This is a genomic window from Streptomyces sp. NPDC048479, from assembly GCF_040651435.1.
Taxonomy (GTDB): Bacteria; Actinomycetota; Actinomycetes; order Streptomycetales; family Streptomycetaceae; genus Streptomyces.
In genome coordinates, this window is sequence record NZ_JBEZKA010000008.1 from 231647 (window position 1) to 247363 (window position 15717).

The window sequence follows — 15717 nt, forward strand, 5'->3', positions numbered from 1 at the left end:
GCCCGGGTAGGCCACGGCCTGCTAAGCACGTCACGGCACGAAATGGTCGGTGCCGGTCCCGAGTTACGCGCACGTCACTAGGAGCCTTGCCGCATGTCCCGTACCGCAGCAGAAATTGCCACCCAGCCCGCCTGCTGGCGACGAGCGGCCGAGGCTGCCGCCGTCTTCGAGGGACTTCCGGCGCCGGGCGAGCGCGTCGCCGTCACCGGGTGCGGGACGTCCTGGTTCATGGCGATCGCGTACGCCGCGTTGCGGGAGGCGGCGGGACAGGGCGAGACGGACGCCTTCGCCTCCTCCGAGTTCCCGGCCGGCCGGTCCTACGACCGTGTCGTCGCGATCACCCGCTCCGGCACCACGACCGAGGTGCTCGACCTGCTGCGCGAGCTGAAGGGCTCGGTGCCGACGCTGGCTCTGACCGCGGACCCGAAGACGCCCGTGATGGAGGCGGCGGACGCGGTGGCGGTGCTGGACTGGGCGGACGAGGAGTCGGTCGTCCAGACCCGGTTCGCCACGACCGCGCTGGCGTTCCTGCGGGCGGGGCTCGGCGACATCCCGGGGCTGAAGTCGGTCACCGACGCGGCGGTCGACGCGGAGCTCGCGATCACGGAGCCGCTCGCGGACGCGGTGGTCGGCGCGGAGCAGTGGACGTTCCTGGGCCGCGGCTGGACGTACGGGCTGGCGCTCGAGGCGGGTCTGAAGATGCGCGAGGCGGCGGGTGCGTGGACGGAGTCGTACCCGGCGATGGAGTACCGCCACGGTCCGATCTCGATCACCGGTCCCGGCCGGGTGGCGTGGGTCTTCGGCGCGCTGCCGGAGGGCCTGTCGGTGGACGTGGCCCGGGTGGGCGGCACGCTGGTGGCCCGTCAGGAGACGGACCCGCTGGCGGACCTGATCCGTGCGCAGCGTCTCGCGGTGACGCTGGCCGAGTCGAAGGGCTACGACCCGGACCGCCCGCAGAACCTGACCCGCAGCGTGATTCTGGGCTGACGGGTCCGCGGGGTGCGGGCCAGGTCCGGCGGGTGCGGGTGCGCCTGCGGTGGACCTGTTCCCGGACGCCCTCCGGGCGTGTCCTCAATCGCCGGACGGGCTGCATTGCAGCCCGTCCGGCGATTGAGGAGCGGGGCTTGGGGCGGAGCCCCGGTCACTCCGCCGTTTGTATGACCGCGCAACAATCCGTCACAGTGGACTAGACCTTTCTTGGGTGTACACGCCAGACTGTCCACGTGAGACATGTCATCGCCCTCGATGTGGGCGGCACCGGGATGAAAGCCGCCCTGGTCGGGGTGGACGGGACGCTGCTGTACGAGGCCCGCCGCGCGACCGGGCGCGAACGCGGGCCCGACGCCGTCGTCGAGACCATCCTCGGCTTCGCCGAGGAACTACGCGCGTACGGCGCCGAGCACCTCGGCGAGAGCTCCCTCGCCGCCGGCGTCGCCGTACCCGGCCTCGTCGACGCCGACCGCGGCATCGCCGTCTACGCCGCCAACCTCGGCTGGCGCGACGTACCGATGCGCGCCCTGCTCGCCGAACGCCTCGGCGGCGTACCGGTCGCGCTCGGCCACGACGTCAGGACCGGCGGCCTCGCCGAGGGCCGGATCGGGGCCGGCAAGGGCGCCGACCGGTTCCTGTTCGTGCCGCTCGGCACCGGGATCGCCGGTGCCATCGGCATCGCGGGATCCATCGAGGCCGGCGCCCACGGATACGCGGGCGAGATCGGCCATATCGTCGTACGCCCCGAAGGCCCCGACTGCGGCTGCGGCCAGCGCGGCTGCCTCGAGACGCTGGCCTCCGCCGCCGCGGTGACCAGGGCCTGGGCCGCCGCATCCGGCGACCCGGACGCGGACGCGGCCGACTGCGCGAAGGCCGTCGAGTCCGGCGACGAACGGGCCGCGCGGGTCTGGCACGACGCCGTCGACGCGCTCGCCGCCGGCCTGGTCACCGCGCTCACCCTGCTGGACCCCCGCACGCTGATCATCGGTGGCGGTCTCGCCGAGGCGGGGGAAACCTTGTTCACACCACTGCGGGCCGCGGTCGAGGAGCGCGTCACGTTCCAGAAGCTGCCCGCCATCGTCCCGGCTGCCCTCGGGGACACCGCCGGATGCCTGGGCGCGGGGCTGCTCGCCTGGGATCTGCTCGCCACCGACTCGGAGGTAACCGCCTAATGGCCGCAAGCGCCGAAAGCACAGTTCTCGCGGGCGCCCGGGTGGTGCTGCCGACCGGGATCGTCGAGAACGGACGGCTCGTCGTCGCCGGCACGAAGATTGCCGGCGCCGCGCGGGCGGACGCGCCCGCCCGCGATCTGTCCGGCCACTGGGTCGTCCCCGGCTTCGTCGACATCCACAACCACGGCGGCGGCGGCGCCTCGTTCACCTCCGGCAGCGCCGAGGACGTGCTGAAGGGCGTACGCACCCACCGCGAGCACGGCACGACCACACTCGTCGCCTCCACCGTCACCGGCGAGATGGACTTCCTCGCCCAACGGGCCGGCTTCCTCTCCGAACTCGTCGAACAGGGCGACCTGGCCGGTATCCACTTCGAGGGCCCGTTCATCTCGCCGTGCCGCAAGGGCGCGCACAGCGAGGCGCTGCTGCGCCACCCCGACCCTGCCGAGGTGCGCAAGCTGATCGACGCCGCGCGCGGTACGGCGAAGATGGTCACCCTCGCCACCGAACTGCCCGGCGGCATCGACTCCGTACGCCTGCTCGCCGAGCACGGCGTGATCGCCGCGATCGGGCACACGGACGCGACGTACGAGCAGACCGTCGAGGCCATCGACGCGGGCGCGACCGTGGCGACCCACCTCTTCAACGCCATGCCCGCACTCGGGCACCGCGCACCTGGACCGATCGCCGCGCTCCTCGAGGACGAGCGGATCACGGTCGAGCTGATCAACGACGGCACACATCTGCACCCCGCCGCCCTGGAACTCGCCTTCCACCGCGCGGGCGCGGACCGGGTCGCGTTCATCACGGACGCCATGGACGCGGCGGGCTTCGGCGACGGGCGCTACCAGCTCGGCCCGCTCGCCGTCGACGTCAAGGACGGCGTCGCCCGGCTGGTGGAGGGCGGCTCGATCGCCGGCTCCACACTCACCCTGGACACCGCCTTCAAACGCGCGGCCACGATCGACAAGCTGCCGGTGGAGGACATCGTCCGGGCCATCTCGGCCAATCCGGCGAAACTGCTCGGCGCATACGACACGGTCGGCTCGCTGGAGCCGGGCAAGGACGCCGACCTGGTGGTCCTCGACGCGGAGTTCACGCTCAAGGGGGTCATGCGCAAGGGCGAATGGCTGATTGAGCCCCAAGTTGGGTGATTTCTGCGCAAGTTACGGCAAGGTGGTTGGCTCGGGGGTCTGGGCCAACCGTCTTCCGTTTGGCATGATCAGGTCCCGTACGAGCATGGCACGCGCATTCTCCGGGGGGTGTTACGGGTGATCCTGACGGTCACGCTCAACACCGCTCTCGACATCACCTACAGGGTCGGCGCGCTGATCCCGCACGCCAGCCACCGCGTCAGCGAGGTCCGCGAACGCCCCGGCGGCAAGGGCCTCAACGTCGCCCGCGTGCTCTCCGCACTGGGACACGAGACGGTGGTCACGGGCTTCGCGGGCGGCTCCACCGGAGCCGTACTGCGCGACCTGCTGGCCCCTCTCGCACCACATGACGCGCTCGTCCCGACCGCCGGAACCACGCGCCGCACCATCGCCGTCGTGGACGACACCAGCGGCGACACGACCCAGCTGAACGAGCCGGGCCCGACGGTGACCGCCGAGGAGTGGGCCATGTTCCTCTCCTCGTACGCCTCCCTCCTGCGGGACGCCGAAGCCGTCGCCCTGTGCGGCAGCCTGCCGCCCGGCATCCATGTCGGCGCATACGCCGAACTGGTCCGCCGCGCCCGCAGCGCGGACGTCCCCGTACTCCTCGACACCAGCGGCGAGCCACTGCGCCGCGGCATCGCCGCCCGTCCCGACCTCGTCAAACCCAACGCGGACGAGCTCGCGCAGCTCACCGGCTCCCGTGATCCACTGCGCGCCACCCGCGACGCCCGCCGCCGCGGCGCGCACACGGTGGTCGCCTCGCTCGGCGCGGACGGCGTGCTGGCGGCCACTCCTGACGGCGTCTGGCAGGCGATCCCGCCGACATCCGTGAAGGGCAACCCGACGGGCGCGGGCGACTCGGCGGTGGCCGGACTGCTCTCCGGGCTCGTGGAACGGCTCCCGTGGCCGGACCGGCTGTCCCGGGCCGTGGCCCTGTCGGCGGCTACCGTACTGGCTCCGGCGGCGGGCGAGTACGACGCCGGGGCGTACGAGGATCTGCTGCCGCGCATAGCGGTGACCGAGCGCGCGGCCGCGGCGTGAGGGAGCGCGGGATCCGCGTGACAGCACACGGGCTCGGCGTCAGGGCACGCGGGCTCGGCGTCAGGGCATGCGGGCTCGGCGTCAGGGCACGCGCCCGGCAGCTGCCGGGCGGCCCCGAGGCCGGTCGCCCCCGGTCCGACCCGACGCCGCAGCACCGGCGCCCCGGCACGCCGACACCATCGCGCCGCGGCGGCAACTCTCCGGGCTTCTGCGCCCGACTCCGCACAAACGGGCTCAGCCGCCCGGGAATTGGGATGCACCATGCCACTCGTCACCACTGGTGAACTCGTCTCGGCCGCCGCGGCCGACGGCCGCGGCATCGCCGCCTTCAACGTCATCACCCTGGAGCACGCCGAGGCGATCGCCGCCGGCGCCGAGCAGGCCGGCACACCCGCGATCCTCCAGATCTCCGAGAACGCCGTGAAGTTCCACGGCGGCCGGCTCTCCGCGATCGCCGCCGCCGCGGCCTCCGTGGCCCACGCGTCCACCGCGCCGCTCGCCCTCCACCTCGACCATGTCGTCTCGGTGGGCCTGCTGCGGTCGGCGGACGACGAGGGCTTCAGCTCGGTGATGTTCGACGCCTCGAAGCTGCCGTACGACGAGAACGTCAGGGCCACGGCGGACGCGGTGCGCTGGGGCCACGAGCGCGGCATCTGGATCGAGGCGGAACTGGGCAAGGTCGGCGGCAAGGAGGGTGAGGCCCCGCTCGACGCCCACGCCCCGGGCGTCCGCACGGACCCGGCCGAGGCAGCGGCCTACGTGGCCGCCACGGGCGTGGACGCACTGGCGGTGGCGGTCGGCTCCATGCACGCGATGACGGAGCGCACGGCGGCCCTGGACCACGCGCTGATCGGCCGGCTGCGGGACGCGGTGCCGGTGCCGCTGGTCCTGCACGGCTCGTCGGGCGTCCCGGACGCGGAGATCCTCGCGGCGGTCACCTCCGGTATGACCAAGATCAACGTCGGCACGGCACTGAACACGGCGTTCACCGGTGCGGTACGGGCCTTCCTGGAGACCAACCCGCAGACGGTGGACCCCCGGAAATACCTCGTCCCGGCTCGCGAGGCGATGACCGGGACGGTGGCGGGCTTCCTGGAGCTGCTGTGACGATCCGGGCCGAGGCCCGGATCGTCACAGCGCAGCTGGGCTGAGGGTGCTCAGAGCTCCCCGTCGCTGACCTGGAGCCAGTCGAGGATGGCGTTGCACTGATTGCCGTTCTCGCACGAGATCTTGATCTCGTTCTCACCCTTCTTGAGGTTCACCGGCGCCCAAGTGGTCTGCCAGTTCTTCTCCCAGTTCGGGTCTGTGGACTTGACGAAGTTCTTCAGGCCCAGCGGGTTGCTGTTCGCCTTGCCGTTCACAGTCAGGGTGGCGTTGGCGTCCACGGCCGGGATGGCGTAGCGCACGTACAGCCGGTACTCCTTGGCCTCGGCGACGTTTGCCTTCCAGGTGACCGAGGCGCCGACCGCGTTGAAGTCGGTCACATACGCGCCGTCGGTGCCCTCCGCGCCCTTGATGTCCTTCGCCAGCTTCGCCGGGACCCCGAGCTGCAGCGTCGCCGCGTCCTGCTTCGGCAGGTCCGCCGGCTTGTCCGACGCGGACGGCTGCTCGCTGGGCTTCACGGACTCGCCCGCGGTCGCGCCGCCGTTCCCGCCCGGCCGGCCGCCCGCCTTCTTGTCCTCGTCGCCGCCCGTCAGGAGCGCCGCGCCGATGCCGATCACGACGACCGCGACGACCGCGATCGCGCCGATCAGCAAGCCTTTGGTGTTGGGGCCGCCACTGCGTCCGCCGCCGTGGCCCGTGCCCTGCGGCGGGACCGTGCTGGTGGGGGCGCCACCGGGGTAGGTCTCGGGCGCCGCGTACTGCGCGGTCGGCTGGCCCTGGGCGTGCCCCTGCTGCTGGCCGTACGCATACTGCTGCGGGACCTGCTGGCCGTACTGGCGCTCGCCGACCGTCCGGACCTGGTTGTACGAGGTTCTGGGGACGCCGGGCTGCGCGGCGGGACCTGGATAGCCGTAGCCGCGGCCCTGGCCGGGCGGTGTCGCGCCTGCTGCCCGTCCGTCCTCGTACAGATAGCCGAACGGATCGTCGTCCTCGGGCGTGCTCGCGCCGTTGTTCGCGGCCGTCATCCCAGTCACTCCTCACCATGTCGTCAGCACATCGCCGACGTGGGCGAGCCTACCCGGTTCGGAGCAACCGAAAGGGTGGCGTAGACCTCAGCCCGCCCGCCTGTGCACCTTCGCACGGGACCGCTTCTCGATGTACATCCGCTGGTCCGCGGATTGCAGGACCTCCTCGACGGACATCCCGCAGCTCGCCCAGCCGATACCGAAGCTGGCCCCGACGCGGACTCCGCGGCCGCCGACCCGGATAGGCAGGATGATCGCGTTCCGCAGGCGTACGGCCAGGTCGGCGGCGTCCGCCGAGCCCAGGCCGTCGGCGAGGACGACGAACTCGTCACCGCCGAGCCGGGCCACCGTGTCCCCGTCCCGTACGCCCGTGGTGAGCCGCCGCGCCACCTCGACCAGCACGGCGTCGCCCGTCTGGTGCCCGAAGCGGTCGTTGATCGACTTGAATCCGTCCAGGTCGCAGAAGAGGACCGCGAGGCCCTTCGTCCCGTCGTTGGTCTCTCCGTCGGGCGCGACGGTGTGGACATGGTGGTTGTACGGGCCGCCGACCGAGTCGGTGTCGAAGCCCTCGCTGCGGAAAATGTGCTCACCGTCACCGGCGTACGCGGCGTCCAGAGCCTCGATGGCCGACTCCCGCTCCTCGTACGGCCGCTCGCACAGCCGGGAGCTGAGCCGGGCCCGCAGCTCGGCGCTGTTGGGCAGGCCGGTGAGCGAGTCGTGCGAGGCGCGGTGGGCGAGCGCCAGCTCGTGGCTCTTGCGCTCCTCGATGTCCTCGACGTGCGTCAGCAGAAAGCGCGGCCCGTCGGCGGTGTCCGCGACGACGGAGTTGCGCAGCGAGACCCAGACGTACGTCCCGTCCCGTCTGCCGAGACGCAGCTCGGCACGGCCGCCCTCGGCGGACGTACGCAGCAGAGTGCCGACATCTTCGGGGTGGACGAGATCGGCGAAGGAGTAGCGGCGCATCGCGGAGGCGGGACGGCCGAGCAGCCGGCACAGGGCGTCGTTGGTGCGCAGCAGCCGGCCGTGCTGGTCGCCGCCCATCTCGGCGATGGCCATACCGCTGGGCGCGTACTCGAAGGCCTGCCGGAAGGACTCCTCGCTGGCGCGCAGGGCCTGCTGTTCGCGCTCGAGACGGACCAGGGCGCGCTGCATATTTGCTCGCAGCCGGGCGTTGCTGATCGCAATGGCCGCCTGGGAGGCGTACATCTGGAGCGCTTCCTGGCCCCAGGCTCCCGGCCTGCGGCCGTTGCGCGGCCGGTCGACGGATATGACACCGAGGAGTTCGCGGCCGCCGCCCGATGCGTACATGGGGGCGTAGAGGCGGTCCTGCGGGTGCCACTCGTCGTCGAAGCGGGGATCGGGGCCCTCGGTGTGCCACTGCGGTACGTCGTCCTCGATGAGGACCCAGCCCTCGGTGTGCGGTATGAAACGCAGCTCTCCCCAGGCCTCGCCCATGGAGAGCCGGCGTTCCCAGGAGGGGCGGGAGCCGACCCGCCCGGTGATCAGGGCTTCCGCGGCGGCACTGCCGGCGAACGCGGCGACGACGAGATCACCGTCGGGACGAACGAGATTGACGCAGGCCAGCTCGTAGCCGAGTCCTGCGACGATGCCGTCGGCGACGGTCTGCAGAGTGTCGGCCAAGCTCCGGGCCGTGTTGAGGTCCGCGACAGCCTGATGCAGCTGCCGCAGGGTCGCAAGACGGACGTAGGGCTCCGACTCGGTCTCCATTGCTCGCTCTCCCCGAGACCTCGACAGCAAACTCCAGGGTTCTCATCAGCGTTCTTGTTGCGGTATCACGGCCACTGAATCACAGCGAGCTGCCCACTCGGTACACAGGGTCAACAAATACCGCACTCTGTGACTCAAGTCACATCAGATGATGAAGGGTTGCGTGGATCGAGTGGGAGCGCTCCATCGCTTTCTTGAACGCAAATCCGGGTGCGCTGGTCCTAGGACTCGACTGGTCCCAAGGCCCGATGCGGGCGACGGACGGCAGAGACTAGCGTTCCTCGTGTGTTGCAGACGACCCCCACTCCAGCCGCTGTTGCCATCCCCCATGCTGAGGGGGTGAGCAACGAGGAGTTCCGCGCAGCCATGTCCCGGCTGGCCGCGGGTGTGGTGCTGGTGACCGCGAACGACGCCGACTACGGACCGCACGGCGAGGACGTCGGCATGACCGCGACCGCGTTCATGTCGGTGTCGCTGGACCCGCCCCTGGTACTGGTGAGTCTGCGCAACGGCTCACGCATGGACGACCTGCTGGCGGAACAACCGCTGTGGGGCGTCTCGGTGCTCTCGGAGAGCCAGCGGCACATCGCCGGGCGCTTCGCGATGAAGGGGCGGGTCAGCGACCGGCTGCTGTTCGAGGACATCCCGTACACGAGGGGTGAGGTGTGCGGGTCGCTGCTGGTGCGGGGCGCGCTCGCGACGCTGGAGTGCCGTACCGAGCAGCGGATCGAGGCGGGCGACCACACGCTGGTGATCGGCCGGGTGCTGAAGGCCGGCCTGGAGAGCCCGGACGGCGGCCCCCTGACGTACTTCAAGGGCCGCTATCACCAGCTTGGTTGAGCAACGTTGAGCCCCGCCGGCGATTGAGGCGCCGGGCCCGGGGCGGAGCCCAAAACAAGCCCCACCGGCGATTGAGGCGGTGTCCGGGGCGGAGCCCAAGACAAGCCCCGCCGGCGATTGAAGCGCCGGGCCCGGGCCGGAGCCCAACAACAAGCCCCACCGGCGATTGAGGCGCCGGGCCCGGGGCGGAGCCCCAGCAAGATTCCGCGCGCTACCAGTCCCGGCCCGTGCGCCCGCGCTTGGTCTCCGCCCGCTGCTTCTTCTCCCGCAGCCGCCGCTCGTTGATACCGCGCGGAATCTTCGTCGCCCGACGCGGCCGCGGCGGAGGCGCCGTCGCCTCCGCGAGCAGCGAGGCGAGCCGGACCGCGGCCGTCTCACGGTTGCGCCACTGCGAGCGGTGCTCCGACGCGCGTACGGAAATCACCCCGCCGACCAGCCGCCCCGCGAGCCGCTCCAGCGCGCGCTCCTTCCACACCGGCGGCAGCGCCTCGGTCTTGGCGAGGTCGAAACGGAGCTCCACCTGCGAGTCGCTGGTGTTGACATGCTGCCCGCCGGGCCCCGACGACCTCGAGAAACGCCACATGAGCTCGGCCTCCGGCAGGAAGACCGAACCGCGGATGCTGTGTTTACCGGGGGGACGCCCCCCGGACCCCCGATGGGGCTGGGTCCCGGACATATGTCCATGGTCGCGTGCGGCGCCGTCCACGTCACCCGCTTTTCCACCGGACAGCGCAGGCACCCGCAGGCACCCGCAGGCAAAAAGAACAAAGGCGGGTGGAACCTGGCAGTCCCCTGCCTGCGTTATGAGGTGTGACGGTAGCTTCGGGAGGGCTCGAAGCCCGCACAGTCGACCACGAAGGGGACTTCCCAATGGCAGTAAGCCTGTCCAAGGGCGGCAACGTCTCGCTCACCAAGGAGGCACCGGGCCTGACCGCCGTCACGGTCGGCCTCGGCTGGGACGTCCGCACCACCACCGGCACCGACTTCGACCTCGACGCCTCCGCGATCGGTGTGAACCCCGGCGGCAAGGTGGCCTCCGACGCCCACTTCGTCTTCTTCAACAACAAGGCCACGCCGGACCAGACCATCGTCCACACCGGTGACAACCGCACCGGCGAGGGCGGCGGCGACGACGAGCAGATCAACGTCAACCTGGCGGGTCTGCCCGCCGACGTCGACAAGATCGTCTTCCCGGTCTCGATCTACGACGCCGTCACCCGCAGCCAGAACTTCGGCCAGGTGCGGAACGCCTACATCCGTATCGTCAACCAGGCCGGCGGCGCCGAGCTCGCCCGCTACGACCTGAGCGAGGACGCCGCCACCGAGACCGCGATGGTCTTCGGCGAGCTGTACCGCAACGGCGCGGAGTGGAAGTTCCGCGCCGTCGGCCAGGGTTACGCCTCGGGCCTCGAGGGCATCGCCCGCGACTTCGGCGTCAACCTCTGACGTACGCGCTGTACACAGGAGCCCCTGGCCGTCGGCCCGGGGCTCCTGCCGTTGTCACGGCGCCGCGGGCTTGTCCTTCCCGTACAGCCAGGTGCCCCAGAGCTCGGTCAGGTCCTTGCCGGACTTCTTCTCGACGTACTCGGTGAAGTCGGCGGTGGAGGCGTTGGAGTGGCGGTGCGCCGCCGCCCAGCCCTTCACGATGTCGAAGAAGACTTCCTCGCCGACCGCCTGACGGATCTTGTGCAGGACCATCGCGCCGCGGTGGTACACCGGGGCGTCCGAAACCTCCGCCCCGGAGGGCGGAACGGCCGGCGGGAAGGCCCAGTTGGCCTCCTCGGCGAAGGCCTCGTCAAAGCTCTTCCGGGCCGGGGTGTCGTGGTAGTCCTCGAGCCAGATCCACTCCGCGTACTGGGCGAAGCCTTCGTTGAGCCACATGTCCTTCCAGGACTTGGGCGACACGGAATCGCCGAACCACTGGTGCGCCACCTCATGGACGAGGAGCGTCTCGACATCGAGCTCGTTCTCGCCCGGGTCCAGGGGGAGGACCGGCCTGGTCTGCGTCTCCAGGGCGTAGTCGGAAGCGGCCGCCGGCACGACGATCGCACCGGTGGAGGAGAAGGGATACGGGCCGAAGTTCTCCTCCCCCCACTCCGTCATCTCGGGGATCCGGGCGAGGACCTTGGTGCTTTCGTCGGGCACGGCCTGGTTGACGGCGGTGAGTACGGGGAGACCGGACGGCGTACGCGACTTCGTCAGCCGGTAGTCGCCGACGGCGAGCGTGACGAGGTAGCTCGCCATGGGCTGCTTCGACGTCCAGCGGAAGGTGGAACGCCCGTCGGTGGTGCTCGGGGTCGCCTTCAACTCGCCGTTGGAGCTGGCCTGCAGCTTCTCGGGGACGGTGACGGTGATGTCGTACGTGGCCTTGTCGCTCGGGTGGTTGTTACTGGGGAACCAGGCCATCGACCCGATCGGCTGGCCCAGCGCGAGCGCGCCGTCAGCGGTCTTCAGCCAGCCCTCCCGCGGCTTCCCGGTGTCCTTGTCGGCGTCCTTGTCGACAATCGTCTTCGGGACGCCGGAGTAACGGACGACGGTGCGGAAGGTCTTGCCCTTGTCGAGGTCGCGGTGCGGCCTCAGCGTCAGCTCGTCGCCCGCGCGGTTGGCGGCGGCCGCCTTGTCGTCGACGGTGGCGCCGGTGACCGTCATCCCGTGGAAGTCGAGGTTGAAGGCGCTCAGATCCTGAGTGGCGCGGGCGGTGATCTCGGCGGTGCCGTCGAGGCGGCCCGTCTTCGGGTCGTAGCCCAGCGTCAGGGCGTAGTGCTGGACGTCATAACCGCCGTTGCCGAGCTTGGGGAAGAGCGGATCACCCGTGCCCGCGGCGCCCGGCTTTCCGCGCACGCCCGCCTCGGCGTCGGTGCACCCCGCGAGGAGAAGCAGGGCGACAACGGGCGTCAGGGCGCGTACGAGAGTTCGCAGGTCCACCCTTTTGATCCTATCCGGGGCAGATTTCAGCCGCTCGTGCTCTGGAAGGCCGCCCGGTCCTCGTCGCCGAGCCCCGGCGGCCGGCCGCGTCCTGGACGATTGCGAGCACGGGCCGGCCGCCCCCCGTCGACACGAGGGCAGGCGCGGTGACGGTGGCGAAGGAGCAGCGGCTCATCCCCCTCGCCCGTCCGCCTCCCCCGAGCGGCGGAGGCGGTCCGCCCCGAACGCCGACGCGGCTTCGCCGTGTCCACAGCCAGTCTGTTCTCCATGACGACAGCGAACGTGACCTCGGCGACCGTGACCACACACACCGCCCCTGCGTCCCGCTGGGCCCGCCGGACCGCACATGCCATCGCGCTCTGCGCCGTCCCCTCCGGACTGTGGCGACTCGCGATGGCCTCCGGTATTTACGTCGGCTACAGCGACGAGATCCTGCGCGACAAGTTCGGCATCCCCGGCTGGGGCATCGCGTACGTCATCGGCCTGGCCGTCCTCCAGGAGTGCGCCGCCCTGCTCCCCCTCCTGCTCGTCACCGACCGGTGGCGACTCCCCCGCCCGAAGACCGTCGCCATCACGGCCGCCGCCGCCTCGGCCTTCGCGACGGTGCTGGCCCTGAGCCAGGTGGTGGTCTACTTCACCGTCGAGAGCCAGACCTACATGTCCGGCACGGCGAACACCGTGACGGGTTTCTGCTACGCCCCGCTCTTTGTCATCGGCCCGCTGCTTACGGCCGTGACCTGGTCGTACTGGAAGCGGCAGCGGGCATGACACCATCGAGCACGTGCTCGACATCGGCTACTCCCTCTCCCGCCGTTTCCCCGACCCCCCGCAGACCGACTACCGGCGCGCCGACGTCCAGGCCCTGCGCCACGACCTCTTCTGCGGCGACGTCTACCTCGCGGACACCAAGGAGGACCGCGAGGTGTCCACAGCCTGGGGATGGGTCCCGGTGCTGGACTTCGCCTGGGCGCTGTGCGACATCGTCGAGCAGCTCGACCGCGACCCGCTCGGCAGCCGCGCCGCGAAGCCCCAGTACGCCGAGCTGGACTTCACCGAATCGGCCGACCGGATGCTCTTCGAGCGGCGCTTCGGCTGGGTGGACGTGGAAGCCGACTGGATGCCCGGCGACGAACCGCCCCTCACCTTCAACCACACCGAGCTTCGCCGCGAGGCCCGCGACTTCCTGCACGACCTGATCGCGGACCTCTCCGACATGCACGAGGGTCTCGACGACAACCCGGTGGTCTGGGACCTCCAGGCACGCTTCCCCCGCCTCTAGTACTCCAACTGTGCTGAGGTAACGGGGCTGCAGTACTAACTCTCCACCCGCACCCCGATCTGCGCCGCGAACGCCGGTGCCAGATCCAGCAGTTGGGCCGGGCTGATCACCGCACCCGCCAGCCGGTCCACGCCCCGCGCGATGTCCAGCTCGGCGACCGTCCGCAGATCGACGTCCTTCAGCTGCGCCGCGCTGAAGTCCGCCCGCCGCAGCACACAGTCCCGGAACTCCACCCGTTCCAGCTGCGCACCCCCGAAGTCCGGCTCCGACAGCACACATCCCTCGAAGACGACGTCCTTGAGCCTGCCGTTCCGCAGATTCAGGTAGTCGATCTTCCCGCCGCGGATCAGCACCCGCTCCAGTACGGCTCCGTGCAGCTGCACCCCGCCCAGCCGCGCGTCCGTCACCTCCACATCGCGCAGCGAAGCACCCGCCAGATCAGTGCCCACGCCTCGTATGCCACTGAGCACGGAGTCGACGAAGCGGGCGTTCAGCAGCTCCGCCTCGTCCAGGCCGCACCCGCGCAGCGCACAGTCGATGAAGCGCGCGCCACGCCCCGACTGCCCCGCGAGGTCCGCATCCTGGAACTCCAGGCCGTCGTAGTCGCCGTCCGGCTCCAGCCCGTCGCCGTCGTACGGAACGAGCGGCGGCAGCCGCACCTCCGGCCGCTGCGCTGCACGCGATCTCTCCGGTTTCCGTGCCATGGCCCCATGGTGCCCCCTCCCACTGACAACGCCCGGATGAGCCGCCTTGACCTCAAGCGCGCTTGAGGTTGGAGGGTGTTGCCATAGCCACAGAGTCACCGACCACGGAGTCACCGACCACACAGCTCAGGGGGAGCCCGCCATGCACGCCATCCGCCTCCACGCCTTCGGCTCCGCCGAGAACCTCACCTACGAGCGGACCGAAGACCCCGTCCCCGCCCCGGGCCAGGTGCGGATCGCCGTCGCCGCGGCCGGCGTCCACCTCCTCGACACCGCCCTGCGCGAAGGCAGGCAAGGCCCTTTCCCCACCCCCGCCGAGCTGCCCACCATCCCCGGCCGCGAGGTCGCCGGCATCGTCGAGTCCCTCGGCGAGGGCACGGACACCAGCTGGCTCGGCAAGCGCGTCGTCGCCCACATCGGCATGGCCCCCGGCGGTACGCCGAACTCACCGTCGTCGACGCCGCCAAGCTCCACGAAATCCCCGGTGACCTGGACGAAGCCGAAGCCGTCGCCATGATCGGCACCGGCCGTACGACCATGGGCATCCTGCAATTCACCGATCTCGGCCCCGACGACATCGCGATCGTCACGGCCGCGGCCGGCGGCATCGGCACCCTCCTCGTCCAGTACGCGAAGAACGCCGGCGCCCTTGTCATCGGCCTCGCCGGCGGCCCCGCCAAGGTCTCCCTGGTCGCCGAGAACGGCGCCGACCTCGCCGTCGACTACAAACAGGACAACTGGGCCACCCAGGTCCGCGACCACCTCGGCGACCGCCGCGCCACCGTGCTCTTCGACTCGGTCGGCGGCGCCACCGCGCTCACCGCCGTCGACCTTCTCGGCAAAGGCGGCAAGCACATCGTCTTCGGCTGGTCCGGCGAAGGCCTCCACGATGGCGCCCCGCTCACCTTCACCGACGAGGAACTGGCCGAGCGCGGCATCACCTCCGAAGGCGTACTCGGCCCGGTGATGCTCCAGAAGGCGGGCGGCAACGTACGCGTCCTGGAAGAACGCTCCCTCGCCGAGGCCGCATCCGGCCGCCTCCGCCCCGCCGTACAGCGCTTCCCGCTCGCCGACGCCGCGGCCGCCCACCGCGCTCTGGAAACCCGCGGCACGGTCGGCAAGGTCGTGCTCATCCCCCGGACGGCATCCCAGCTGGACGACTAGGCGGTCAGACGACCGGGCAGCTGGACGACTAGGCGGTCAGACGGCCGGACAGCTGGACGACTGGGCGGTCAGACGGCTGCACGGTCAGACGGCCGGCCGGCCCCCAGCGACGCCAGCGCCCCATCGGTCAGCCGGTACACCGTCCACTCGTCCTGCGGCCTCGCCCCCAGCGACCGGTAGAAGTTGATCGACGGGGTGTTCCAGTTCAGCACGGACCATTCAAGGCGCTCATAGCCGCGCTCCACACAGATCCGCGCCAGCTCCGTCAGCAGCGCCTTGCCGTAACCGCCGCCTCGCAACCCGGGCCGTACATACAGATCCTCCAGATAGATGCCGTGCACCCCGCGCCATGTCGAAAAGTTCAGGAACCACAGCGCGAAGCCCGCCACCTCCCCGTCCGCAGTCTCCGCGATATGCGCGAAGGCGGCGGGCCGCTCGCCGAACAGCGCCTCGTGCAGCTGCCCTTCGCTCGCCCTGGCCTCGTCCAAGGCCTTCTCGTACTCGGCGAGTTCACGGACCATACGGTGGATTTCAGGGACATCAGCAGGCGTGGCGATACGAATCATGAGGTCAGAGTGCCCGCCGACC

General features: G+C 70.8%; 15 protein-coding genes and 1 pseudogene. 10 read left to right on the forward strand and 6 right to left on the reverse strand.

The genetic code is table 11. The features are described 5' to 3' along the window. Positions 1-93: 93 nt before the first annotated feature. The 5 genes from AB0D12_RS15560 (at position 94) to AB0D12_RS15580 (ending at position 5467) form a co-directional block, all read left to right on the forward strand. Positions 94-987 (forward strand): sugar isomerase, encoded by an 894-nt coding sequence (locus AB0D12_RS15560; protein ID WP_362681874.1) that lies wholly within the window; start codon positions 94-96, stop codon positions 985-987. Positions 988-1223: 236 nt separating this feature from the next. Beyond that, on the forward strand, positions 1224-2162 hold the full coding sequence (locus tag AB0D12_RS15565; protein WP_362681877.1) for an ROK family protein: 939 nt from the start codon (positions 1224-1226) through the stop codon (positions 2160-2162). Then, on the forward strand, positions 2162-3316 hold the full coding sequence (gene nagA / locus AB0D12_RS15570; RefSeq protein ID WP_362681880.1) for an N-acetylglucosamine-6-phosphate deacetylase: 1155 nt from the start codon (positions 2162-2164) through the stop codon (positions 3314-3316). Before AB0D12_RS15565 ends, nagA begins: the two co-directional genes overlap by 1 nt. 117 nt (positions 3317-3433) lie before the next feature. Beyond that, entirely contained in the window at positions 3434-4360 is a 927-nt protein-coding gene (locus AB0D12_RS15575) for a 1-phosphofructokinase family hexose kinase (protein ID WP_362681882.1), read from the forward strand. A gap of 261 nt (positions 4361-4621) precedes the next feature. Then, a complete protein-coding gene (locus AB0D12_RS15580; RefSeq protein ID WP_362681885.1) occupies positions 4622-5467 on the forward strand; it encodes a class II fructose-bisphosphate aldolase in 846 nt (281 codons plus the stop codon). A 50-nt stretch (positions 5468-5517) separates the two neighbouring features. Here the strand turns inward: AB0D12_RS15580 and AB0D12_RS15585 are convergent, their stop codons facing one another. Both AB0D12_RS15585 and cdgB read right to left on the reverse strand, forming a co-directional pair. Further along, the gene (locus tag AB0D12_RS15585) at positions 5518-6489 is read right to left on the reverse strand and encodes a CBM35 domain-containing protein (RefSeq protein WP_362681888.1); all 972 of its coding nucleotides are present in this window, start codon (positions 6487-6489) and stop codon (positions 5518-5520) included. 87 nt (positions 6490-6576) lie between these two features. Continuing rightward, positions 6577-8217, reverse strand: a complete 1641-nt coding sequence (gene cdgB / locus AB0D12_RS15590; RefSeq protein WP_362681891.1) for a diguanylate cyclase CdgB — start codon at positions 8215-8217, stop codon at positions 6577-6579. A gap of 366 nt (positions 8218-8583) precedes the next feature. Between cdgB and AB0D12_RS15595 the strand changes: the two genes are divergently transcribed. Continuing rightward, complete coding sequence (locus AB0D12_RS15595; RefSeq protein WP_327328377.1) at positions 8584-9057, forward strand: flavin reductase family protein; 474 nt, start codon at positions 8584-8586, stop codon at positions 9055-9057. A 211-nt stretch (positions 9058-9268) separates the two neighbouring features. Here the strand turns inward: AB0D12_RS15595 and arfB are convergent, their stop codons facing one another. Next, the gene (arfB, locus tag AB0D12_RS15600; RefSeq protein ID WP_362681894.1) at positions 9269-9733 is read right to left on the reverse strand and encodes an alternative ribosome rescue aminoacyl-tRNA hydrolase ArfB; all 465 of its coding nucleotides are present in this window, start codon (positions 9731-9733) and stop codon (positions 9269-9271) included. A gap of 194 nt (positions 9734-9927) precedes the next feature. Between arfB and AB0D12_RS15605 the strand changes: the two genes are divergently transcribed. Then, positions 9928-10503 carry a TerD family protein gene (locus AB0D12_RS15605; protein ID WP_266547139.1) on the forward strand — a complete coding sequence of 192 codons (576 nt, stop codon included), beginning with the start codon at positions 9928-9930 and terminating at the stop codon, positions 10501-10503. A 54-nt stretch (positions 10504-10557) separates the two neighbouring features. Here AB0D12_RS15605 and AB0D12_RS15610 read toward each other — a convergent pair whose 3' ends face one another. Next, positions 10558-11982 carry a M1 family metallopeptidase gene (locus AB0D12_RS15610; protein WP_362681897.1) on the reverse strand — a complete coding sequence of 475 codons (1425 nt, stop codon included), beginning with the start codon at positions 11980-11982 and terminating at the stop codon, positions 10558-10560. A 267-nt stretch (positions 11983-12249) separates the two neighbouring features. On the opposite strand from AB0D12_RS15610, the gene AB0D12_RS15615 reads away from it, so the two are divergent. Further along, complete coding sequence (locus tag AB0D12_RS15615) at positions 12250-12750, forward strand: hypothetical protein (protein ID WP_362681900.1); 501 nt, start codon at positions 12250-12252, stop codon at positions 12748-12750. Between the two features lie 13 nt (positions 12751-12763). Continuing rightward, positions 12764-13261, forward strand: coding sequence for a hypothetical protein (locus AB0D12_RS15620; protein ID WP_362681903.1), 498 nt, complete (start codon positions 12764-12766; stop codon positions 13259-13261). A gap of 35 nt (positions 13262-13296) precedes the next feature. On the opposite strand, the gene AB0D12_RS15625 is transcribed toward AB0D12_RS15620, so the two are convergent. Beyond that, complete coding sequence (locus AB0D12_RS15625) at positions 13297-13965, reverse strand: pentapeptide repeat-containing protein (RefSeq protein ID WP_362681906.1); 669 nt, start codon at positions 13963-13965, stop codon at positions 13297-13299. 142 nt (positions 13966-14107) lie between these two features. On the opposite strand from AB0D12_RS15625, the pseudogene AB0D12_RS15630 reads away from it, so the two are divergent. Continuing rightward, positions 14108-15129: pseudogene (locus AB0D12_RS15630) on the forward strand (zinc-binding dehydrogenase). Positions 15130-15197: 68 nt separating this feature from the next. Here AB0D12_RS15630 and AB0D12_RS15635 read toward each other — a convergent pair. After that, on the reverse strand, positions 15198-15695 hold the full coding sequence (locus AB0D12_RS15635; RefSeq protein WP_362681909.1) for a GNAT family N-acetyltransferase: 498 nt from the start codon (positions 15693-15695) through the stop codon (positions 15198-15200). Positions 15696-15717: the final 22 nt, after the last annotated feature.